This is a genomic window from Streptomyces sp. NPDC016469 (assembly GCF_040632905.1).
Classification (GTDB): Bacteria; Actinomycetota; Actinomycetes; order Streptomycetales; family Streptomycetaceae; genus Streptomyces.
The window spans coordinates 1-18,730 of the sequence record NZ_JBEYCQ010000015.1 but is presented as its reverse complement, the minus strand read 5'-3'; the positions used below and the strand labels follow the sequence as shown (position 1 = coordinate 18,730).

Genomic DNA, 18,730 nt, shown 5'->3' with positions numbered 1-18,730 from the left:
CCCAGCAACTCCCCCACGCCCGAGACGTGGGCATGGATCGTTCTCCGTTACTAAGTCCATAGCGTGTCGGCCGCCATCAGGGCCAACTCGACTCAGAGTCGGCCCTGATGGCGTGCTGACGTACTCGAAGGCTCAGAGCGATGTCTGGACTCCGAGACTTCCCGCATTGATGGCTCCCCGTAGGACGTGGGCGATCTCCTCGGGCTTGAGGTCGATGCCGTCGAGCCCCTCCAGGGTCAGCGGGATCTCCTCCAGCGCGTACTCGCCGCGGCCTTCGGCGCTGAACTCGGGACCGGTGCGGTCGTCGAAGGACCAGGTCGCGATGCGGGCGAGGTAGAAGAGCTGACGCTCGTCGTCGGCCTCCATCGTGTGGAGGAGGCCGATGATGTCGGCCTTACCTGCGATCTCCTCGTGGATCTCCCGGTGGAGGGCCGCCTCCCGGGATTCGTCGCTGGGTTCGACGCCGCCGCCGGGCAGGACCCAGTATTCGGGGATGCCGGGCCTGGTGCGGCGGATGACCAGCATCGTTTCGTCGGCGGTGATCAGGACAGCGCGGACTCGTTCGATCATCTCGGTTTGTCTCCTTGCTTGTTGGTGGTCTCAGTGCAGCAGCCAGCCGCCGTCGACGTGGACGGACTGCCCCGTGATGAACGAGGCGGAGGGGCCCACGAGAAACGTCACCAGGGCGGCGACATCCTCGGGCCGGCCACGGCGCGGGACACACTGGCGCTGGATCTGGTCCTCCGGCCGCGCGCGGTGCTGGGCGGGGAGGGTCTTCTCGGCCTCGACCTGGATGGCCCCGGGCATGACGGTGTTGACGCAGATCCCGTACGGGCCCAGTTCGCGGGCGAGGGAGCGGGTCAGTCCCAGCAGCCCTGCCTTCGCGGTGCTGTACGCGACGAGGTTCGTCCGGCCGGCGCGGGCATTAACACTGCCGATGTTCACGATCCGGCCCCAGCGGCGTTCGATCATGCCGGGGGTGAGCACGTGGCAGGTGCGGTAGTGAGCGGTGAGGTTCACGTCGAGGGAGTAGTTCCAGGCGGCCTCGTCGATGTCCTGCCAGGCAACGCGGGGGTAGGAGCCGACGTTGTTCACCAGGATGTCGACGGGTCCGATCTCGGCGCGCACGAGGTCGGCCATGGTCCGGACGCTGCCTGGATCGGTCAGGTCGGCGTTCACCGCGATCCCTGGACTGCCCGCGCGTTCGAAGGCAGCGAGGAGGGCGTGGGCGTCGGGGTCCTGGCCGAGGTGGTTGACCGCCACGGTTGCTCCGGCGGCCGCGAGCGCCCGTCCGATCTCAGCGCCGATGCCGGAGGCCCCGCCGGTGACGAGGGCGGTGCGGCCCTGGAGCGGCCGGGTCTGGAGAGGAGTCTCAAGCAGGGGCAGGGACATTGCTGCTCCGTTCGCCGGGGTGGAGGTGAGGGACCGGTGCGGTGGTGAAGAAGGTGTCGAGCGTCGTGTGCGGGTCCTGGCTCTCGGCGAGTTTGATCAGGACGAGCAGGAGGTCGTGTCCGGTGAGCCGGGAGGGCGGGATGACGCCGAGGACGCGCACGGCAAGAAAGGCACGGATCTCCTCCAGGCCGCTGCCGTTCTCCCTGCGAAGGCCGTCCAGGGCACAGGTGACGGCCGCAGCGCGGCCGGGGCTGGTGTTCCAGGAGTATCGGACATCGATGTGCCGACTGGTCCGGTGCAGTTCCAGGTGCTCGATGCGCGGGCGGGTCAGGGGCGGCAGGGCAAGGCGGAGGGTGCGGGCGTACACATCGGGCTGGTAGCGGGGAACGAGCCAGCCGCCCAGGGCCATCAGATACCAGAGCAGGTTGGCGGCCTCGCCCGCGGCGGTGTTGCGCCCGGCTAACTCGAAGTCGAGCCAGCACAGCGGGTCGGCGATGTTGGGCTCCGTGGGATCGCCCTGCGTGAGAACGGCGAGCCTGCGGCGATCGGGAGCCAGGGCAAGGCGGACGTTGTCGATGGTGTCGGCGACGTTCAACGTCAGCGGTCTGCCGTTGGCAGTGAGGGTGAAGCCAGCCAGTTCCCGGAGGCTGAGGGTCGTATCGGTGTGGGGCAGGGCAAGTGACAGGTCTCGGCGCAGATACCAACGGTCCAGTCGGCTACCGGGACGAATGCGTTCGAGGTAGAGGTCCGGGACGCACTCGGCCAGCGGCACGCTCCTCCCGGTCTCCTCAGCCGCTGCACGCAGGTCGGCACAGACCCCGTCCACGAGGCGGGCCAGACGGGGCTGGACGGCCGGATCGCGGTCGGCGAGGGCGATCACATCGCCCATCAACAGCTCGCAACGGCCGTTGGCGAAAACGTCCTCGTAGGCGAGGAGTTGTCTGTCCGGTAACGCGATCTGCCCGTGAAGGGCCGGAACCGCGATGCGCGAGGAGAGCTGTGCCCATCCCTTCGCCTCGACTTCGGCCCGTTCCCGGGTCGCCACTGGCTTATGGAAGAGACCCGTTGCTGCCATGGGCCGTCGGACGTTCGCGCTCACCGCGGCTCCTCAGGGAGGGTGTCCAGCCAAGCCCGGAGAACGAGGAGTGCGAGCGCTTCGGCAGCGAGCGGCTCGGTGCGGGCGGTGGTGACCAGGCTCGTGTCCTGCCGCGTGGCGTCGAGGAGGACGGTGAGGGCGTCGCTGTCGGAGGGGCACTCGATCCCACTGAAACGGAGCTGAATCTTCGCGAGCAGCGCGGTCACCTTGTAGAGGGCACGGAGGTCGGGGCTTCCCCTAAGGAACTGGCGGCGGATCTCGATGGCGGCCTGGATGCCGTCGCGCAGGCTTACAGCCACGTCGGTGGCCGCGTCCGGAGCGGGCAGAGCCAGGCCAGGGGTCGACCACAAGGGGAGCAGCGACCCGCTGCCGATGAGAGCGAGGACGTGAAGCAGTCGAGAGGTGATGGCGCCGGCCCTGCACTCGGCGCGGGTCAGTACGGTCATGCCCAGCTTGACCCCGCCGAGCTCGGTCTCCAGATCCGCGAGGATCTGGCGCATCTCGTCGAGGGAGGAGGTGTCGGCCACGACAAGGACGTCGAGGTCGCTCCAGCCGTGCTGGTACTTGCCCCGGGCTCCGCTTCCGGTGACGGCGAGCAGGTCGATCAGCGGGCGCAGGCCGGTGGTCCGGTCAAGGAATTCCGCCAGATAGGACTCCAGGTGCACGGGGAGTCCGAGTGCGTTGACCGGCATGGTGGAGGGTTGGTGCTCCGGCCAGCGGCGGTTGAGCGCGATGCGGTCCAGCCGCCGGTCCAGCTCCAGGCGCGGCCCGTCGTTGCCGATGACCTCGTGCGCGATGGAGACGATCTTGTCCGCGCCTCGTGCGCTTTTGATGAGGTCACGGTCCACGACGTCCTGGGCCCCGGCGGTGCCCCGCCGGGTGCGCGTGCCCTCGCATGCGTCCAGGTAGGCGATGGTGAGTTGAGGGCCGAGCATCCGCGCGAGTTCGGCAGTCGAGTCGAAGTCGTGCAGCGACTCGATGCTGACGGAGTCGAGGAAGTGGTGGGCCTGGCAAAAGCGGTCCAGCGCGTCCACAAGCAACTCAGCCTGCACCACTGACCCCAACCGATATGGGTCATGGATCCCCGCCCGCTCGGCCGCGTCCTCGATGAGGTAGCCGATCTTGAGGCGGGCGTGGCCGTGCTGGGTGCGCAGGTACTCGCCGGCCGTGCTCTTGCCGCTCTCCGACATGCCGCCCAGTGCGATGACGTGCACTCCGGCCAGAGCCCTGCCGGGCACGTCCGGGTGTAGGGGCGCCAGGAGCCGGCGCACCTCGTCCTGGACGGCGACGGTCGGCCGATCTCCGATGCGGATCGCCATCGGAAAGCGTCCCTCGACGACGAGGCGGTTGATCTGCACATGGAGGTGATGTTGGTACGCCGCGTAGATGTCGGTGACGGTCACCTCGTGAGCCAGGCTCCGGCGGGTACCTTCCTCCGGGTCGTCGCAGTGCAGGAGGACGAGGGCGTGCTCGCTCTCCTCGGCGGCTCGCAGGTCGGTCTCGTGCGGCGCAAGCAGGAGTCGGGCTCGGTCTGCGGCCTGCGCGGCGTCCAGGTCGTCTCGTACAGCGACCGTCGCGGCGACGGACGCCTCCAGCATCGGGATGCCCCGGTCCAGCAGGCGCACCGACGAGGAAAAGGGGTGGCGGGAGCGCTCCAGGTAAGAGGTGGCGAGTACGTCGGCGACCTCCTCGACCGGGCCGGTCTCGAACCACCAACGGGCCATGCCGTCGGCCTTGATGGCGGTCCAGCGGGGGTCGTAGTGGTCGAGTGGGCCTGCTGAGGTCGCGGCCGGGCCCATGCGCCGGGCGAGGATTCCGATCTGTTTGGTCTTCCCGGTGTTGTCGGGGCCGCTGAACGCGACCGACACGGGGAGGGGATACGTGTCGCTGTTGTACGGACTGGACATCGGCTTCCCTTCACTGATGATGCGGAGCGGGTACGCCTGCGGGGGCGCCGTGAGCGCCCTGCGGCAGGGACTCCATGGGGCCCCGAGCCTCGAACCGAGGCGAGAGGCAAGGACGGGCCAGGGTGTCTATACGGGGCCGTCGGACAACGGAACGTCCTCGGAGCTGAGCGTCAGCTGCGCCCACGGCACCTGCGCGGAGGAGTGCTCGGTGTGGGCCAGAAGTCCGACCATTGCGAGCCCGGCAGCCGTGCCGAGGGCCCACACCCAGCTCAGGGCGGTCTCCAGCGGATCGGCTACGTAGGAACGGCTCATCGGACCGCCTCTCGGACCGCGGAGCCGTGTGCCGCGCTGGGGTGGCGCGAGAGCGAGATCGTGCGGGTCCGTGCGTTGTCACTGCGCATCGCCACCGTCGGTTCCTCTCAACGTGTCCGGGCAGGCACCAATAGGCCCTGAACAGGGCCTATTCGAGCCAATCGGAGATCTGCGGGGTGATGTTCAGTGAACGACGGTCCGCACTCACGGGACAGGGCCCAGGATGTAGTCCTGCGTAATCCCGCGTAATCCAGGTGGGGAGGGTGACGGGGTGCCGAAGAACCCGGCCGTCGCGGAACTGATCAAGCGGGCTTGCCATGAACGAGGCTGGGGGCCATCGGAGTTGGCTCGTGCTCTCGGCCTCGCCGAATGCGGTGACCCGCGCCGCCTGCAGCGTCAGCACGCCCGGCGGTGGATAGAAGGCGAACGAACCCCCGGCCACTGGTGGCCCTACATCGCCCAGGTGCTGGCACTGGATCCCGAGGCGATCAACCTCTCGGAGCCCACGCCTGTGGCACCCCACACAGATACCGTTGCATCAGTCCTGCACCTGGGAAGGAGCGACGTGGAACGCCGGGAGTTCATCCTCGCCTCCAGCGGATACGCGCTGTCCGCACTCGGCCTGCCCGACATGGACAGCATCACCCGCCGAACCAAGACCGCCCTTCCCGGAGCCGTCCGCGTCGGCCAGGGCGAGGTGGCCGCCGTACGCCACATGGTCAAGGCCCTCGGCGACTCCGCCTCCGAACTCGGTGGCGGGCACGCCCGCCACCTGGCCGTCCGCTACCTCACCCAAGACGTCGCCCTTTGGCTGGAGGGCCACTTCACCGAAGCCACCGGCCGCGACCTGTTCGCCGCGACCTCCCAGCTCGTCCACCTCGCCGGCTGGATGGCACAGGACGAAGGCGACACCCCCGAACTGCGCGGACTCGCCCAGCGCTACTACGCGCATTCCTTCCGCTTGGCCGCCGAGGCCGGCGATCCGGAACTGTCGGCAACGGCTCTCCGGGGTCTCGCCGTCCAGTGCGTAGACCTCGGCTATCGCGCCGAAGCCATCCAGCTCGGCGAAGCCTGCGTGGAGTACGGCCGCCACCTCGACAACCCGCGTGCAGTCGCCTATTACGAGGCGACCCTCGCCAACGCCGCCGCCCAGGACGACGACCGCCGCATGGCAACCCGGCACCTCGCCCTGTCCGAGACCGCCATCGGCAAGCCGCCCGCCGCAATCGGCGACTCCTGGGCCGCCCACTACTCCCCCGGCCGCTGGGCCCACGAATCCGGCATGATCCTCTCCCGCCTCGGCGACCTCGACGCCGCCGAGGACCACCTCCACCTCGCCCTGGACATCCACGGCCTCGACCGCCGCCGTACCCGCGCCATCGTCCTCGCCGATCTCGGCGGCGTCCGCCTGCGCCAAGGCGACGTCGACGGAGCCATGGCCACCTGGAGCGAGTTCCTGGACTGCGCCGACGGCATCCGCTCGGTGAAGGTCCAGGCAGCACTCCAGGACATGCGCGTCCGCCTGCGCCGGTACGACGGCGTCCCGGAGGCTCAGGAACTCCGCGATCGGGCAGCCCGCGTCACGGGCTAGCGAACGCCCGCGAGCCATCACCATAATTTTCGCAGGGATACTCAGCATGCCCTCTACGCTGCGAACATCGACCTGGCCGAGCGGCTCCTCCCCCAACCCTTCCGCTCAGCTCCAGACCACACACGCCACAAGGCAGTGACGCCTGTCACTGCCTTCCTGTAGCTTCGACAGGCCAGCAGGCGACAGGGGGTGGGCATGGTGCTCGACTTTTCAGTGCAGGCGAACGGGGAGGACTTCTTCCTCGGCCCCGGCCGCTATCGCGTCAGCGCCGAGGAGGCAAGGGCGCTGCTCGTTGACAGTCAACGCTTCGCTAAATCGGCTACTCGACGTGATATTTGGCACGGCTTCGAGAGCTATCTAGGGCGCTTCTTCTTGCTCGAAGATCAGTACTCCGCCCTACTCCAGGGAGACACTCTCCTCCACTGCGTTTGGCTCGGTGGAAGCTTTGTCAGCTCACGTCTAAATCCGTCGAATGCCGACCTCACCGTCTTTGTGAACGAGTCCAGTGCTCAGGCGATCAAAGGCAAGCGCGGGGCCGGATGGATGACGCAGGCGTTCAAGCGCCAACACACCGAACGACTGTTCTCACTCTCCGCCATTGAGGTCCGCTACCGGCCGATCCGCTCGGTGTTCCAGCTTGACGAGCTGGAACATCCAGAACTTGAGTACCTACGCCAGAGGGGTTCCTGGGATGACTGGTGGCAGCGATGCAGGCCGCCGGGCGACAAGGATGCGCCTACTCTAGAGAGCGCTGCTCCACGGCGGGGCTACTTGGAGGTGACCCTGTGACCGAAAGCTGGCGCCAGCGCGTCCTGCAGGATCATCGCGCCGACCTGGATTCTTGGCTGGAAAACGAAGACGAATTGGAGATAAGCGAGGATGAATTCGAGTCGGAGAGACGAGCAAATTGGCTCGATTCCGTCCGCAGATGGAATCCTGACGCACATTTCACCGAAGAGCTCGTCATTCGCCTAACGGGAAGCGCCGCCGGCAAGGGCGGCTTGAAATTCTCGATCGGCAACACACTCCTGAAGCCCCTACAAGAAGGGGTAACCGCCTCCACCGATGAGGACATCGAACTAGAGCTGATCGGTGTTTCGTCAGGCAGCACAGTCCTGCACGTGCGCCCCGTCATGCACAGCGAATCTGACGACGAACAAGACTCCGATGAACAGGACGAGCTAAGTCAATCCGCCGGGCAAGCCATGGCCGTACTATTTGACGCCATGGGCACAGTAGAGGCCAGGGAAGACATCACGGAATGGACGCCGATGCTGTCAAGCCTGTCCCGCCTGGTCAGCGCCCTCGACCGGTTCGATCTGGCAGTGCAGTTGCGCTGGCTTGCCGATGATGGATCAGTAACCAGCGCCCAGATTTCAGAATCTGGCAAGCAATACATTAGAGAACTTCGCAAAACTCACGGTGACGCCTTCACGCGAATCCGGCGCGGGATTTTTGGACACGTCACAGAAATGAAGCTACCGGGAACCGCAGTCATTAAACCGACAGCCAGTCCGGCCGTTACGGTAAAATTCGAGCCCGGCCAGATAATGGAAGTCCCACTAGAGCTGGGCAAGGAAGTGCACCTCATCGTTGAGGAGCGAAAGAGACTAACCCGCGGCGGCGGTCGGACCATCACGGAATACTTGTTCCTAGAAGTTGAGGGACGAGCAAGCGAGGTGGAAGTGCTTGGCCTACCAGATCTCCCCATCGCTTTGCGTGAAAATTCGGACTCACAGACCGACAGGCCAGGGCGCGCGGACCGATAGCTTCCAGGGGCCGAAAACGTACCGGCCGCGTAGCAGGTGAGGCGAGAGACATCGGTCAACGGCGGATGCCGGGGGCAGGCGCTCATATGCCCGACGAGGAGCTCAAGGGCCTTCAGATCGGCAGCCCTCCTAGTTATGCCCTACATCGACCCCACGGGCGTCCAGGCCACCTTCGATGAGATCCCCCACCGACGGACACACAGGGGGCGCGAGGCCGCCGCAGTCCGGACCACCTCCGAACGCACCGCTGACCGAGCGCGCCAGGTACCCGGTCCGAGCCCTGTAGAACCTCACCGAATTCATCAAGGCCCGGCGTCGGCGCGGCTGGCTTCCTACTCTGCTCCACCGGGCCGCGCCCGACGGCGTGCTGGCAACCTCCAGGCATGACCTGCTGTGACCGTGCCTCCACTAGATATCCCTGCACACCCGGCACATCGCACTGCGAGGGCCTACCCTTGGCGCGAACATCCGGAGATGCCCCGGTAACGGGTGCGCGCGTGAAGGGGGTTGGGTGTGGTTAGTGCGGAGATCGCGCAGTGGGTGCAGCAGGCTGGTCCTGCTGTGACGGCCGCCGTGAGCGCCTACGGGACGGCGGTGCTAACCCGGGCGCAGGACGCAGCCGCCGACGCCACAGTCGGGTTGGGGCAGCGCATCCTCCAGGTGGTATGGCGGCGTGGGGACGAAACGGGCCGGGCCGAGTTGGAGCGTGTGGTGGACGAGGCCGTCGACGAACAGGACGACGTGTTCACCACAGCCGTGCTGGGAAGGCTACTCAAGCGCACGTTGCTGGCTGACCACGAGCTGCGGGAAGAATTGGCCGCGTTGTTGCCCGTTCTGGCCGCAGGCACACTCACCGTCACCGCGTCCGGTGAACGGTCGATTGCCGCCCAACACATCGGTACCGCGATCACCGGCGACGGCCACACCCCGCCCCGCCCATGAGCACGGACGCCGCCATGTCCCGGCAGGCCATCGAGGCCGGAGGACACCGGTCAGTAGCGGCCGAGCGGATCGGTATCGCCTATACCGGGGACGTGCTGCCATCCGAGGCGTTGTACGCGCCAGCGAAAGTCACAGCAGCACCGGGCACCTCGAACCTGGCCCCGGTTGCACTCTGCCTGGGACGTGATGAGGAACTGGCCGGACTGCGCCGTATTCTGACCAAGCAGTGCGAAGGGGCCATTACTCAGAGTGGGGCTGTGCACGGCCTCGGCGGGATCGGCAAGAGCGCTCTTGCCCTGTACTACGCCCACCGCTACCGCGGCGACTACACGCTAATTTGGTGGATCAACGCGGCGTCCTCTGACGAGATCGAGACCTCCCTCACCAACCTCACGCACATGCTGGTCCCCGACTGGTCGACTACGGCAGGACGCGCTGCACAGGTGGCGTGGGCGATGCAGTGGCTTGCCTGGAATCCCGGCTGGCTGCTGGTCTACGACAACGTCGAGGACCCCGGCAACCTTGCCCCGTACACCGGGGCACTCCACCAGGGGCACCACCTGGCCACCAGCCGCCGCACCACGGGCTGGCCCGACAGTATCCCCACTCTGATCCTGGGCAACCTGAGCCCTGACGACGCCACCGTCCTGCTGTGCCGACTCATTTTCAAGACCGATACTCCTACACCGCGGCAGCAGGCGGACGCTCGGGCTCTGTCCGCCGACCTCGGGCACTTCCCTCTGGCAATTAGGCAGGCTGGCGCCTATCTAACACAGAACCTCGGTGTCAGTCTCGATTCCTATCGTCGTCGTCTGGGCGCCAAACTTGCCAAGGCCGCCCATGGAATCAACGCTGAGCGCACCATCGCGCAGATCTGGAACGTTACTTTCCACGCTCTGGAGGAGAGCAGTTCACTTGCTGTGGAGGTACTGCACATCGCCGCTTGGCTCGCCCCGGACGACATCCCGCATACCCTGCTTACACCATCTGGTATAGAGCCGGACGACATTGCGGAGGCCATCGGTACTTTGGCCGCGTACAGCATGGTTACCGACACGGGCAGCAGCCTCAGCATCCACCGCATGGTCCAAACTGTCCTGCGCACTCCCCAAGATGCCGTCGGAACCTACTCCGAACGGCATCTCCAAGGGCGAAGTCGCGCCGAAGAAAATGCCTTGCGCCATCTCACCCCGCCTTCGGGCCAGAAGAACACCACCAACAACCAGTGGGACTCCCTTACGCCTCACCTGGTAAACCTCGCTGCAACTACTCCTCCCGGGCACCACAACACTCCCCTCACCGAGGCGTACGTCGCCACTGCGAGCCGACTTCACCAGCAAGGCCACACCGCCCGCACTATCTCCCTCTCTGAGGCCGTACTAGCCGAGCGTGAGCAGGTCCTCGGCTATGCCCACCCCGAAACCCTGTCCATCCGCAACAACCTTGCTGCGGCTTTTGAATCGGCAGGGGACCTGGGGCGGGCTATTCCTCTGTACGAGACCACCCTCGCCCAGCGCGAGCAGACCCTCGGCGACACCCACCCCCACACGCTCATCAGCCGAAATTGTCTCGCCGGCGCATATGAATCGGCAGGGGACCTGGAACGGGCTATTCCTCTGTACGAGACCACCCTCGCCCAGCGCGAGCAGACCCTCGGCGACACCCACCCCCACACGCTGACCACCCGCAACGACCTCGCCTACACATACCAAACGGCGGGGGACCTGGGGCGGGCTATTCCTCTGTACGAGACCACCCTCGCTCAGCGCGAGCAGACCCTCGGCGACACCCACCCCGACACGCTGGCCACCCGCAACAACCTCGCCCACGCTTACCAAACCGCGGGGGACTTGGAACGAGCCATCCCTCTGCATCAGGCCACCCTTGCGCAGCGTGAGCAGATCCTCGGCGACACCCACCCCCACACGCTCTCCAGCCGCACCAATCTCGCCGACGCATACTTGGCGGAGGGTGATCTAGGGCGCGCCATCCCCCTGTACGAGACCACCCTCGCACAGTGCGAACAGGCTCTCGGCGACACCGACCCCCACACACTGATCAGCCGAAATTGCCTCGCCGGCGCATATGAATCGGCAGGGGACCTCGGCCGGGCTATTCCTCTCTACGAGACCACCCTCGCCCAGCGCGAGCAGGTGCTCGGTGACACCCACCCTGACACGCTCATCAGCCGAATTTGCCTCGCTGGCGCATATGAATCGGCGGGGGACCTGGGCCGGGCTATTCCTCTCTACGAGACTGCCCTCACACAATGCGAACAAACGCTCGGCGATACCCATCCCAACACGCTCTCCAGCCGCACCAACCTCGCGGACGCATACTCGGCGGAGGGTGATCTAGGGCGCGCCATCCCCCTGTACGAGACCACCATCGCCCAATGCGAACAGGTCTTCGGCGACACCCACCCCAACACGCTGATCAGCCGCAACAACCTAGCTGGCGCCTATCTAACGAGAGGTGATCTGGGGCGTGCCATCCCTCTGTACGAGACCACGCTCGCACAATGCGAACAGGTCTTCGGCGACACCCACCCCAACACGCTGATCAGCCGCAAGAACCTCGCTAATGCTCGGAAATACATCGAAGTCACACCTCGAAAAGACACAACAACCTAACTACAACTACTAGCCATCAATAACCGTCCATGCAGCCGGTTGACCAGAACCTCGAACCATAAAATACACCGATGGCTCGAGACGAAGCAGATGCAGCGAAACCAGTGCGAAAACGCGCCGCACCCAGAAGCCACGCAGGTAGACGCACCCGGGGCGTTGTCAATACCGATGGGAGTGAACTTCGCCTCGCAGAACGACCATGCAAGCGCGGGGCGCGATCGACTTCTACACCGCCCTCGGGCTGGGACCCTGCTGCCGCATCGGCGCCGGTCGTGCCACAACGTGCCAGTAGCCGCGGTAGAGAGCGGTCAGGACCGGCGCCGATGGGACTCTCAGAAAGTTCAAGAATCAGCATGTTTCTGCAGCTCAGGCAGCACATTGTTCCCTGAGGGCCGTGTGATTCCCAAGCTCAGAGCGCGAGTTCGATTCTCGTCACCCGCTCCATGAAAAAGCCCCAGGCCGGCGGCCGGGGGCTTCTTTGTTGTCTGGACCGGTTCAGGCATCTCGTGCCATATCCGTGTCAGATGCCTGGTCATCCGCCTCTTCGCGGCGAGCCCGCACGAGCTGGCCGAGGCCGGCCGCAGCCTCGCGCTGGCGCTCCAGGCGAGAACGGCCAGCGGAACGACGAACCGCATGCCGCTTCCGACGTGGTGGTCCCTTCAGCACACCTGACCGCGGTCAGGTCCGCGGCCTGCCTGGCACAGACCGCGAGATTGTTCAGATCGATGCCCCTTCGACACAGTTCAGCCTCTTCCTGGGAGCCAAGAGGTCCGTCCGCACCGCAGTGGACCGTGAGAATCGCATCCGACGTCTGGTCTAGGTTTTGCCTGTGAAACACAGCTGTTCCAACGGCGGCGCACCGCGCGAGCCCGAATTGCCGCCGTACCAGGTAGTCCTGTCGGAGACTGCTTGGGGTTCGCTCGAGACGCCTTTTGGGGACGGTGAGGACCTCCCCGAGGTCCTCGCACGGCTACTGACGTCCGACCCCAGGGGCCAGGTCAACGCCCTGTCAGAACTACGTGAGATGGTCGGCCACCAGAACACCATCTACGAAGCCACTGCCCCCGCCGCCCTGTATGTCGCGGGCATCCTCACCCACCCGGCAGCTACGACCCACCGGCCCTATCGCAACGTCCCCATTCGCGCGGCGCTGTTGAACTGGTTGGCTTCCACGGCCTACGACGCCTCCGACGAGATTGTGGGCCGCACGGAGCAGTACGCCCCTGGCTTCCTGGCCCCCGGCACCATCGTGGCGTCCTTCCGGGACCTGCGCCCGATGCTCTACCAGGCGGTCTCGCTCTTCCTTCGAGACAGCCAGGAGGACGTGCGCGAAGCCGCCGTTATCGCCGCACTCATCCTCTCCGAGCACCCCGCGCTCGCCGAACACCGCGATCACCTCGCCGTGCACGCGCGCGCCATCCTGGACACCAGCGGCGACGACCTCAACCGGCGTGTTGCCCGGAGGGCGCTCGAAGCGTGGGGCCACGACGCCCCCGCCTCCGAGCCTTTCCTGGAGGGGACCTGGGACTGGGGGCCGCACGGTGATGACCGCAGCTGTCTCGAACCGCCCTTCTGACCGATTCGCACGGGGTTGGCGGGCTCGTACTCCCAGCGCCGGAAACCGCACCCTCCGGTCGCGAAGCCTTGACCAGAAGGACCGGTCCCGCAACGCCGAGCCTGCACGCATACTCCAGTATGCTTGACGTATGTCCTCGACGACTCGTATCACCGTCACGCTTCCCAGCGACCAGGTGGCGGAACTCCGCAAGCTCACGGACAACGTCTCCGGCTATGTAGCGGAAGCCGTGGCCCGCCAGATCCGCCACCAGCTTCTGGGCGACGACCTCCGCCGCCACGAGGAAGAGCATGGAGGCTTCAGCGATGAGGAGCTCGCCGAGGCCCACGCGAAGATCTTCGGCGCCGCCGGCTCCTCCGAGAACGCGGACGCCGCGTGAGCGAGCGCATCGAAACCGTCGTCCTGGACTCGGAAGGGCTCTCAGCCTGGATCGCGCGGGACCGCAAGCTCCTCGCGATGTTTCAGGTCTTCCACGACATGGGGGCCGACCTGGTGATCGGGGCGAACACCATCGCGGAAGTAGCCCACTCCCGTACCGACATGCCCCGTCTGAACTGGGCCTTGTCCCGCATCAAGGTGGAGCCGGTCACCGAGCAGGCGGCGAAAGCGGCAGCGGAGCTGCTCAAAGGTGCCGGGCTGCACGGGCACAAGTACGCCATTGACGCCACGGTCGCCGAGGTCGCGCTCCGCCAGCCGAAACCCGTCGCCCTGCTGACGTCCGACAGCGATGACATGACCAAGCTCTGCGGCAAGCTAGTCCGCATCATCCCCCTCTGACCAGTCCGCCCGCCCGGAGCGCGCGTCGCACTGCCGGCTTTCGTGCCCCATCCGTGCCCAGCAGAGCAGACAACAGCGGTCAGATACGGCTCTCAGAGACAGGCACCCATCCACACGCCCGCTGCAAAACCCCAGTTCATGCCCCCTCCGGCAGCCCAGGAACCAACGGCCCGTCAGGTGCTGCGCACCTCAACTCCCTTGATCCATTGGGTAGACAGCGATACGGTCTACGGCAACATCGCGTGTCGGTCACCGGCTGGGTGAGGCATGGAGGTGTCGGGACATGCCTTCGGAGGCATTCCTTGTCAGTCGAGTTGAATCACACGATCGTCCACGCCCGGAACAACCGGGATTCCGCAGAGTTCTTCGCGAACCTGCTCAACCTTGAGATCACCGCCGAGTGGGGCCCGTTCATCGCGGTCGGTCTGGGTAATGGCGTCACGCTGGACTTCGCCACCGTGCCGGAGGACAGCATCACCCCGCAGCACTACGCCTTCCTGGTCTCCGAGGAGGAGTTCGACGCGGCGTACGCGCAGATCAGGGAGCGCGGCATCGAGCACTACGCCGACCCCCAGCGGAAGCGGCCGGGCACGGTCAATCACAACGACGGTGGCCGGGGCGTGTACTTCATGGACCCGGCGGGTCACGCCATGGAGCTCATCACCGTGCCGTACGGCGGCTGGACCTCGTAACCGCCCGCGTCGAGGACCGTGCTCCCGTGCGGAGCGCGGTCCTCGGCCGGTGCCTGTGGCGCCGGCCGACCGCGCTCCCCTCAACCGGCATCAGCACTGGCCGCATGCCCGCGGGCCGGAAAGGTACCTCCATGAAGTACGCACTCGTGATCTTCGAGACGGACGAGTCGCGCCGCCGGATCCAGGCCGACCGGATCGCCTACCGCAATGAGTACGAAGGCTGGATCGGCACCCTGGCAGCGGCCGGGAAACTCGTCGGCGGCGACGCCCTGGAGACCGAGCACGTGCTTCCCGCGACAGTGCGCAGGACGGCCGACGGGACGACGGCAGTCACCGACGGGCCCGCTCACTCCGGTGAGGAGACCCTCGGTGGCTGGTTCATCGTCGAGGTGGCCGACCGCGAGGAAGCCGTCGAACTGGCCAGGAGCCTCCCCACGCCGGAGACCGTCGAGATCCGCCCGGTCCTCGAATCCGCCTGAACGGCTCGGCTCCGGTCGTAGGACCGCGCCCCGAGGTGCGGGGTGCGTCAGCTCCGGGCGTCGTCGTCCGTCTGCGCCGTGCTCTCGGCCGCGTGCGTCTTCTCGCGCATCTTGCGCACCAGCTCCGCCTTGCGGTCAGCGGCGCCCTGGCGGTCGAGGTTGCGGTGCGGACCGTTGTTCTGGCGTTCGGCGCGGGACTGCTTCTTGCGCTGGCCGCCGCCCTGGCCCACGGGGTTGTTGATGTTCTTGCTGTCGGTCACGGGTTCTCCCGGTGATGTGGTGAAGTGATCTACGGATGCACGGAGGGGGACGGGGGGCAGTGACGCAGGGCGTCGGCGGGGCCCGTCACGCTCTCACCCGTGAACCGGCGCCTGGAAGAACACGCCGAAGACGTTACCCGGTCCTGTCGGCCCCGCACGCCATGCCCTTCGCCGCCCCGGCGGCAGTGGGAGGCCGGGGCGGGCGTGTTCCGCCTCTGCGGTCAGGCGCCTTCTTGTTCTCGAGAACGCTCTGCCGGGGTCACTGAATATCTCTGTCGGCCGTCTCAGAATTTAGCGACCCGCGCCGGGAAGGTTTTTGTGGCGGCGTGTACGGGAAATTACTGGACGCACATAATCCTTCTTGGCGTGCTACTGTCGGAGTCAGTTGCAGTTGTGGTACCCAAAAAACTTCAGGCGCCTCAGGTCGGCCGCAAGCCGTAGAGGGGCGCTTCGTATTTCCGGTCATTTCCGGGCAGGGCATCATCGCGGCGACACGGGGTCCGTAAAGTGCGGATTCCGGTGTACTGCCCAAAGGAGATTGACATGGCTACTGGCACCGTGAAGTGGTTCAACGCGGAAAAGGGTTTCGGCTTCATCGAGCAGGACGGTGGCGGCGCTGACGTGTTCGCCCACTTCTCGAACATCGCCGCCCAGGGCTTCCGCGAGCTGCAGGAGGGCCAGAAGGTGTCCTTCGACATCGCGCAGGGCCAGAAGGGCCCGACGGCGGAGAACATCGTTACCGCCTGACGCTGACGCGCATGTGCAGCTGGGGCCCGCATCCCTCGGGGTGCGGGCCCCAGCTACTTGCTTTTCCCAGTTTTTCTCTCGCGCACCACCCCTCATTTTCGCCTACGCCGGCACGGTTTTCCGCAGGCCGCGTTCGCATATCACTCGGTCCGTGCCTGTGATTCCCCGCGCCGCTTTTTCGCTGCGGAATTCCTTGATGCGTGCCGTATCAAGGAAGGTTCACCATGAACCCCTCACGCACGAACAGCCGGTCCTCCCGCACCGCCCTCCGCGGTGACGGCCGCGGGGCCCACCCCGTCGCCGGCCCGGTCCGGAGCCGTCGCTCCGGCTCGTCCGCCCCGAACCGTTCGGGTGGCCGGCGGCCCGCCCCGGTGCGGGGAGAGTTCGCCCTGCCCGAGACGGTCACCCCGGCGCTGCCCGCGGTCGAGGTGTTCAGCAGCCTCGACCTGCCGAGGAGCCTGCTGTCCGCGCTCACCGCGCAGGGCGTGACCACACCGTTCCCGATCCAGGGGGCCACGCTGCCGAACTCCCTGGCGGGCCGTGACGTCCTTGGCCGCGGCCGTACCGGCTCCGGCAAGACGCTCGCATTCGGCCTGGCCCTGCTGGCCCGCACCGCCGGTCAGCGCGCCGAGCCGCGTCAGCCGCTGGCCCTGGTCCTGGTACCCACCCGGGAGCTCGCCCAGCAGGTCACCGACGCCCTCACCCCGTACGCCCGCGCCGCGAAGCTGCGGCTGGCCACCGTCGTCGGCGGGATGTCCATCGGCCGGCAGGCGAATGCTCTGCGGAGCGGCAGCGAGGTCGTCGTGGCCACCCCCGGCCGCCTCAAGGACCTGATCGAGCGCGGTGACTGCCGACTGGACCGGGTCGCGATCACCGTCCTGGACGAGGCCGACCAGATGACCGACATGGGGTTCATGCCGCAGGTCACCGCGCTCCTGGACCAGGTCCGCCCCGGGGGCCAGCGGATGCTCTTCTCCGCGACTCTGGACCGTAACGTGGACCTTCTGGTCCGGCGGTACCTCACCGACCCCGTCGTCCACTCGGTGGACCCCTCCCAGGGCGCGGTCACCACCATGGAGCACCACGTCCTGCACGTGCACGGCGCCGACAAGCACCGGCTGGCGACGGAGATCGCGGCGCGCGAAGGCCGGGTGATCATGTTCCTGGACACCAAGCACGCGGTGGACCGCCTCACCCGGCACTTCCTCGCCAGCGGGGTCCGCGCCGCCGCTCTGCACGGCGGCAAGTCGCAGCCGCAGCGCACCCGCACCCTCGCCCAGTTCAAGACCGGGGACGTCACGGTCCTGGTGGCGACGAACGTCGCTGCGCGCGGCATCCACGTCGACAACCTGGACCTGGTCGTCAACGTCGATCCGCCGGCCGACCACAAGGACTACCTGCACCGGGGCGGCCGCACCGCCCGGGCCGGCGAGTCCGGCAGCGTCGTCACCCTGGTCACCACCGACCAGCGCCGCGAGATGACCCGTCTCATGGCGGCCGCCGGCATCGTGCCCCGGACCACCCAGGTCCGCTCCGGCGAGGCGGCGCTCAGCCGGATCACCGGCGCCCGGACCCCCTCCGGCATCCCCGTGACGATCACGACGCCGGCGCCCGAGCGGCCCAGGCGCGGCGCGTCCTCCGCCGGTCGGCGCAACCCGGGCGCGGCAGCCCGGCGCGGGCGCGGGCGGCAGTCCGTCACGAACGCGGCGGCCTGAGCAGCGCGTCATCCGAAGGCCCATCTCCGCAGGAGGCACGTGGTGACACCGGACCAGAACCAGCCCGACCCGGCGAACGCCGGCCCCGTCCTCCCGGCGGCACTCGCCGCCATGGACGCGGCCGGGCCCCAGGTCTGCGACGACATGACCGTGGAGGTGGCCCTGTCCGTCATGGCCAGTGCCAGGACCGGACGGCTGAGGGTCTGCGACAACGACGGCCTGCCCACCGGCCTGGTCACCCGGGCCCAGCTCGGCATCGTCCGCGACGGACCCGGCTACTCCGACCGGGTCCAGCTGCGCGACATCCTCGGCGACCGGGGGCCGCATGCACCGGTGGCCGAGCAGGCCACGTACCGGCGGCCCTCCGCCCTCGTACCGGCCCTCTGAACCGTCTCTCCCCCCGTGGATCCATCCCCCTTCCTCTCCCTGTGAGGCAACGTGCGCTGTGTCATCGCCCGCTTCCCGTTCGAGCTCACCAAGAGCGGTGTCCTGGACTCCATGAAGGGCGTCAAGCCCGAGGAGGTCGTCGGCGACTCCGTGACCATCGGCCGCCGCGCCTACCCCGTCAAGCAGGTGGGTGAGGTCATCACCCGCCAGGACCGCCGCGACTTCAGCGCCGACGAAGTCCTGCGGGCGATGACCAAGCTCGGCTTCACCTGCCGCAGCACTCCCCGGGCCGCCGCAGCCGCCCCGGCCGTCAGCCCGCTCCAGCACGCCTCCGCGATGCTCGGCAGCCCGGTGGCCGTCTGACGGTCCCAGGAAAACAGTCAGGAGGGCCCGACCGGCACATGCCGGGGCGATGGTCGAGCCGACGGTCTGCTCGAACGAGGCGCAGATCGGGC

20 protein-coding genes are annotated in these 18,730 nt (G+C 67.1%); 14 read left to right on the top strand and 6 right to left on the bottom strand.

The window, feature by feature from the left end; all coding sequences use genetic code 11:
* Positions 1-132: 132 nt before the first annotated feature.
* From ABZ565_RS18595 to ABZ565_RS18575, 5 genes are all read right to left on the bottom strand, one after another.
* Positions 133-570 (bottom strand): NUDIX domain-containing protein, encoded by a 438-nt coding sequence (locus ABZ565_RS18595; protein WP_361027573.1) that lies wholly within the window; start codon positions 568-570, stop codon positions 133-135.
* A gap of 30 nt (positions 571-600) precedes the next feature.
* On the bottom strand, positions 601-1,392 hold the full coding sequence (locus tag ABZ565_RS18590) for an SDR family NAD(P)-dependent oxidoreductase (RefSeq protein WP_361027570.1): 792 nt from the start codon (positions 1,390-1,392) through the stop codon (positions 601-603).
* On the bottom strand, positions 1,373-2,437 hold the full coding sequence (locus tag ABZ565_RS18585; protein ID WP_361027567.1) for a hypothetical protein: 1,065 nt from the start codon (positions 2,435-2,437) through the stop codon (positions 1,373-1,375). Before ABZ565_RS18585 ends, ABZ565_RS18590 begins: the two co-directional genes overlap by 20 nt.
* Before the next feature lie 50 nt (positions 2,438-2,487).
* Positions 2,488-4,395: a nucleotidyltransferase domain-containing protein gene (locus ABZ565_RS18580; protein ID WP_361027564.1), complete on the bottom strand. Its 1,908-nt coding sequence runs from the start codon at positions 4,393-4,395 to the stop codon at positions 2,488-2,490.
* Between the two features lie 126 nt (positions 4,396-4,521).
* Positions 4,522-4,707, bottom strand: coding sequence for a hypothetical protein (locus ABZ565_RS18575; RefSeq protein ID WP_361027561.1), 186 nt, complete (start codon positions 4,705-4,707; stop codon positions 4,522-4,524).
* Positions 4,708-5,272: 565 nt separating this feature from the next.
* On the opposite strand from ABZ565_RS18575, the gene ABZ565_RS18570 reads away from it, so the two are divergent.
* The 10 genes from ABZ565_RS18570 (at position 5,273) to ABZ565_RS18525 (ending at position 15,166) form a co-directional block, all read left to right on the top strand.
* Positions 5,273-6,298: a tetratricopeptide repeat protein gene (locus ABZ565_RS18570; RefSeq protein ID WP_361027558.1), complete on the top strand. Its 1,026-nt coding sequence runs from the start codon at positions 5,273-5,275 to the stop codon at positions 6,296-6,298.
* A gap of 195 nt (positions 6,299-6,493) precedes the next feature.
* Positions 6,494-7,087, top strand: a complete 594-nt coding sequence (locus tag ABZ565_RS18565; RefSeq protein ID WP_361027555.1) for a hypothetical protein — start codon at positions 6,494-6,496, stop codon at positions 7,085-7,087.
* Entirely contained in the window at positions 7,084-8,067 is a 984-nt protein-coding gene (locus ABZ565_RS18560) for a hypothetical protein (RefSeq protein WP_361027552.1), read from the top strand. The genes ABZ565_RS18565 and ABZ565_RS18560 overlap by 4 nt, the downstream gene beginning before the upstream one ends.
* A 513-nt stretch (positions 8,068-8,580) precedes the next feature.
* A complete protein-coding gene (locus ABZ565_RS18555) occupies positions 8,581-9,009 on the top strand; it encodes a hypothetical protein (RefSeq protein WP_361027549.1) in 429 nt (142 codons plus the stop codon).
* Between the two features lie 14 nt (positions 9,010-9,023).
* Complete coding sequence (locus ABZ565_RS18550) at positions 9,024-11,642, top strand: tetratricopeptide repeat protein (RefSeq protein WP_361027546.1); 2,619 nt, start codon at positions 9,024-9,026, stop codon at positions 11,640-11,642.
* Positions 11,643-12,471: 829 nt separating this feature from the next.
* Positions 12,472-13,218: a hypothetical protein gene (locus ABZ565_RS18545; protein WP_361027544.1), complete on the top strand. Its 747-nt coding sequence runs from the start codon at positions 12,472-12,474 to the stop codon at positions 13,216-13,218.
* A 130-nt stretch (positions 13,219-13,348) separates the two neighbouring features.
* Positions 13,349-13,597, top strand: a complete 249-nt coding sequence (locus ABZ565_RS18540) for a type II toxin-antitoxin system CcdA family antitoxin (protein WP_361027541.1) — start codon at positions 13,349-13,351, stop codon at positions 13,595-13,597.
* A complete protein-coding gene (locus tag ABZ565_RS18535; protein ID WP_361027538.1) occupies positions 13,594-13,995 on the top strand; it encodes a PIN domain-containing protein in 402 nt (133 codons plus the stop codon). Before ABZ565_RS18540 ends, ABZ565_RS18535 begins: the two co-directional genes overlap by 4 nt.
* A gap of 302 nt (positions 13,996-14,297) precedes the next feature.
* A complete protein-coding gene (locus ABZ565_RS18530) occupies positions 14,298-14,687 on the top strand; it encodes a VOC family protein (RefSeq protein ID WP_361027535.1) in 390 nt (129 codons plus the stop codon).
* Positions 14,688-14,818: 131 nt separating this feature from the next.
* Complete coding sequence (locus ABZ565_RS18525; RefSeq protein ID WP_361027532.1) at positions 14,819-15,166, top strand: YciI family protein; 348 nt, start codon at positions 14,819-14,821, stop codon at positions 15,164-15,166.
* A 47-nt stretch (positions 15,167-15,213) separates the two neighbouring features.
* Here the strand turns inward: ABZ565_RS18525 and ABZ565_RS18520 are convergent, their stop codons facing one another.
* Positions 15,214-15,426 (bottom strand): DUF6243 family protein, encoded by a 213-nt coding sequence (locus tag ABZ565_RS18520; protein ID WP_361027529.1) that lies wholly within the window; start codon positions 15,424-15,426, stop codon positions 15,214-15,216.
* Positions 15,427-15,969: 543 nt separating this feature from the next.
* Here ABZ565_RS18520 and ABZ565_RS18515 point away from each other — a divergent pair.
* The 4 genes from ABZ565_RS18515 to ABZ565_RS18500 all read left to right on the top strand — a co-directional run bounded on the left by ABZ565_RS18515 (position 15,970) and on the right by ABZ565_RS18500 (position 18,638).
* Positions 15,970-16,173, top strand: coding sequence for a cold-shock protein (locus ABZ565_RS18515; protein WP_030036716.1), 204 nt, complete (start codon positions 15,970-15,972; stop codon positions 16,171-16,173).
* Between the two features lie 224 nt (positions 16,174-16,397).
* Entirely contained in the window at positions 16,398-17,888 is a 1,491-nt protein-coding gene (locus ABZ565_RS18510; RefSeq protein WP_361027526.1) for a DEAD/DEAH box helicase, read from the top strand.
* Between the two features lie 111 nt (positions 17,889-17,999).
* Entirely contained in the window at positions 18,000-18,275 is a 276-nt protein-coding gene (locus tag ABZ565_RS18505) for a CBS domain-containing protein (protein WP_361028014.1), read from the top strand.
* A 51-nt stretch (positions 18,276-18,326) separates the two neighbouring features.
* Positions 18,327-18,638 (top strand): SCO5918 family protein, encoded by a 312-nt coding sequence (locus tag ABZ565_RS18500; RefSeq protein ID WP_361027523.1) that lies wholly within the window; start codon positions 18,327-18,329, stop codon positions 18,636-18,638.
* Positions 18,639-18,730 lie beyond the last annotated feature (92 nt).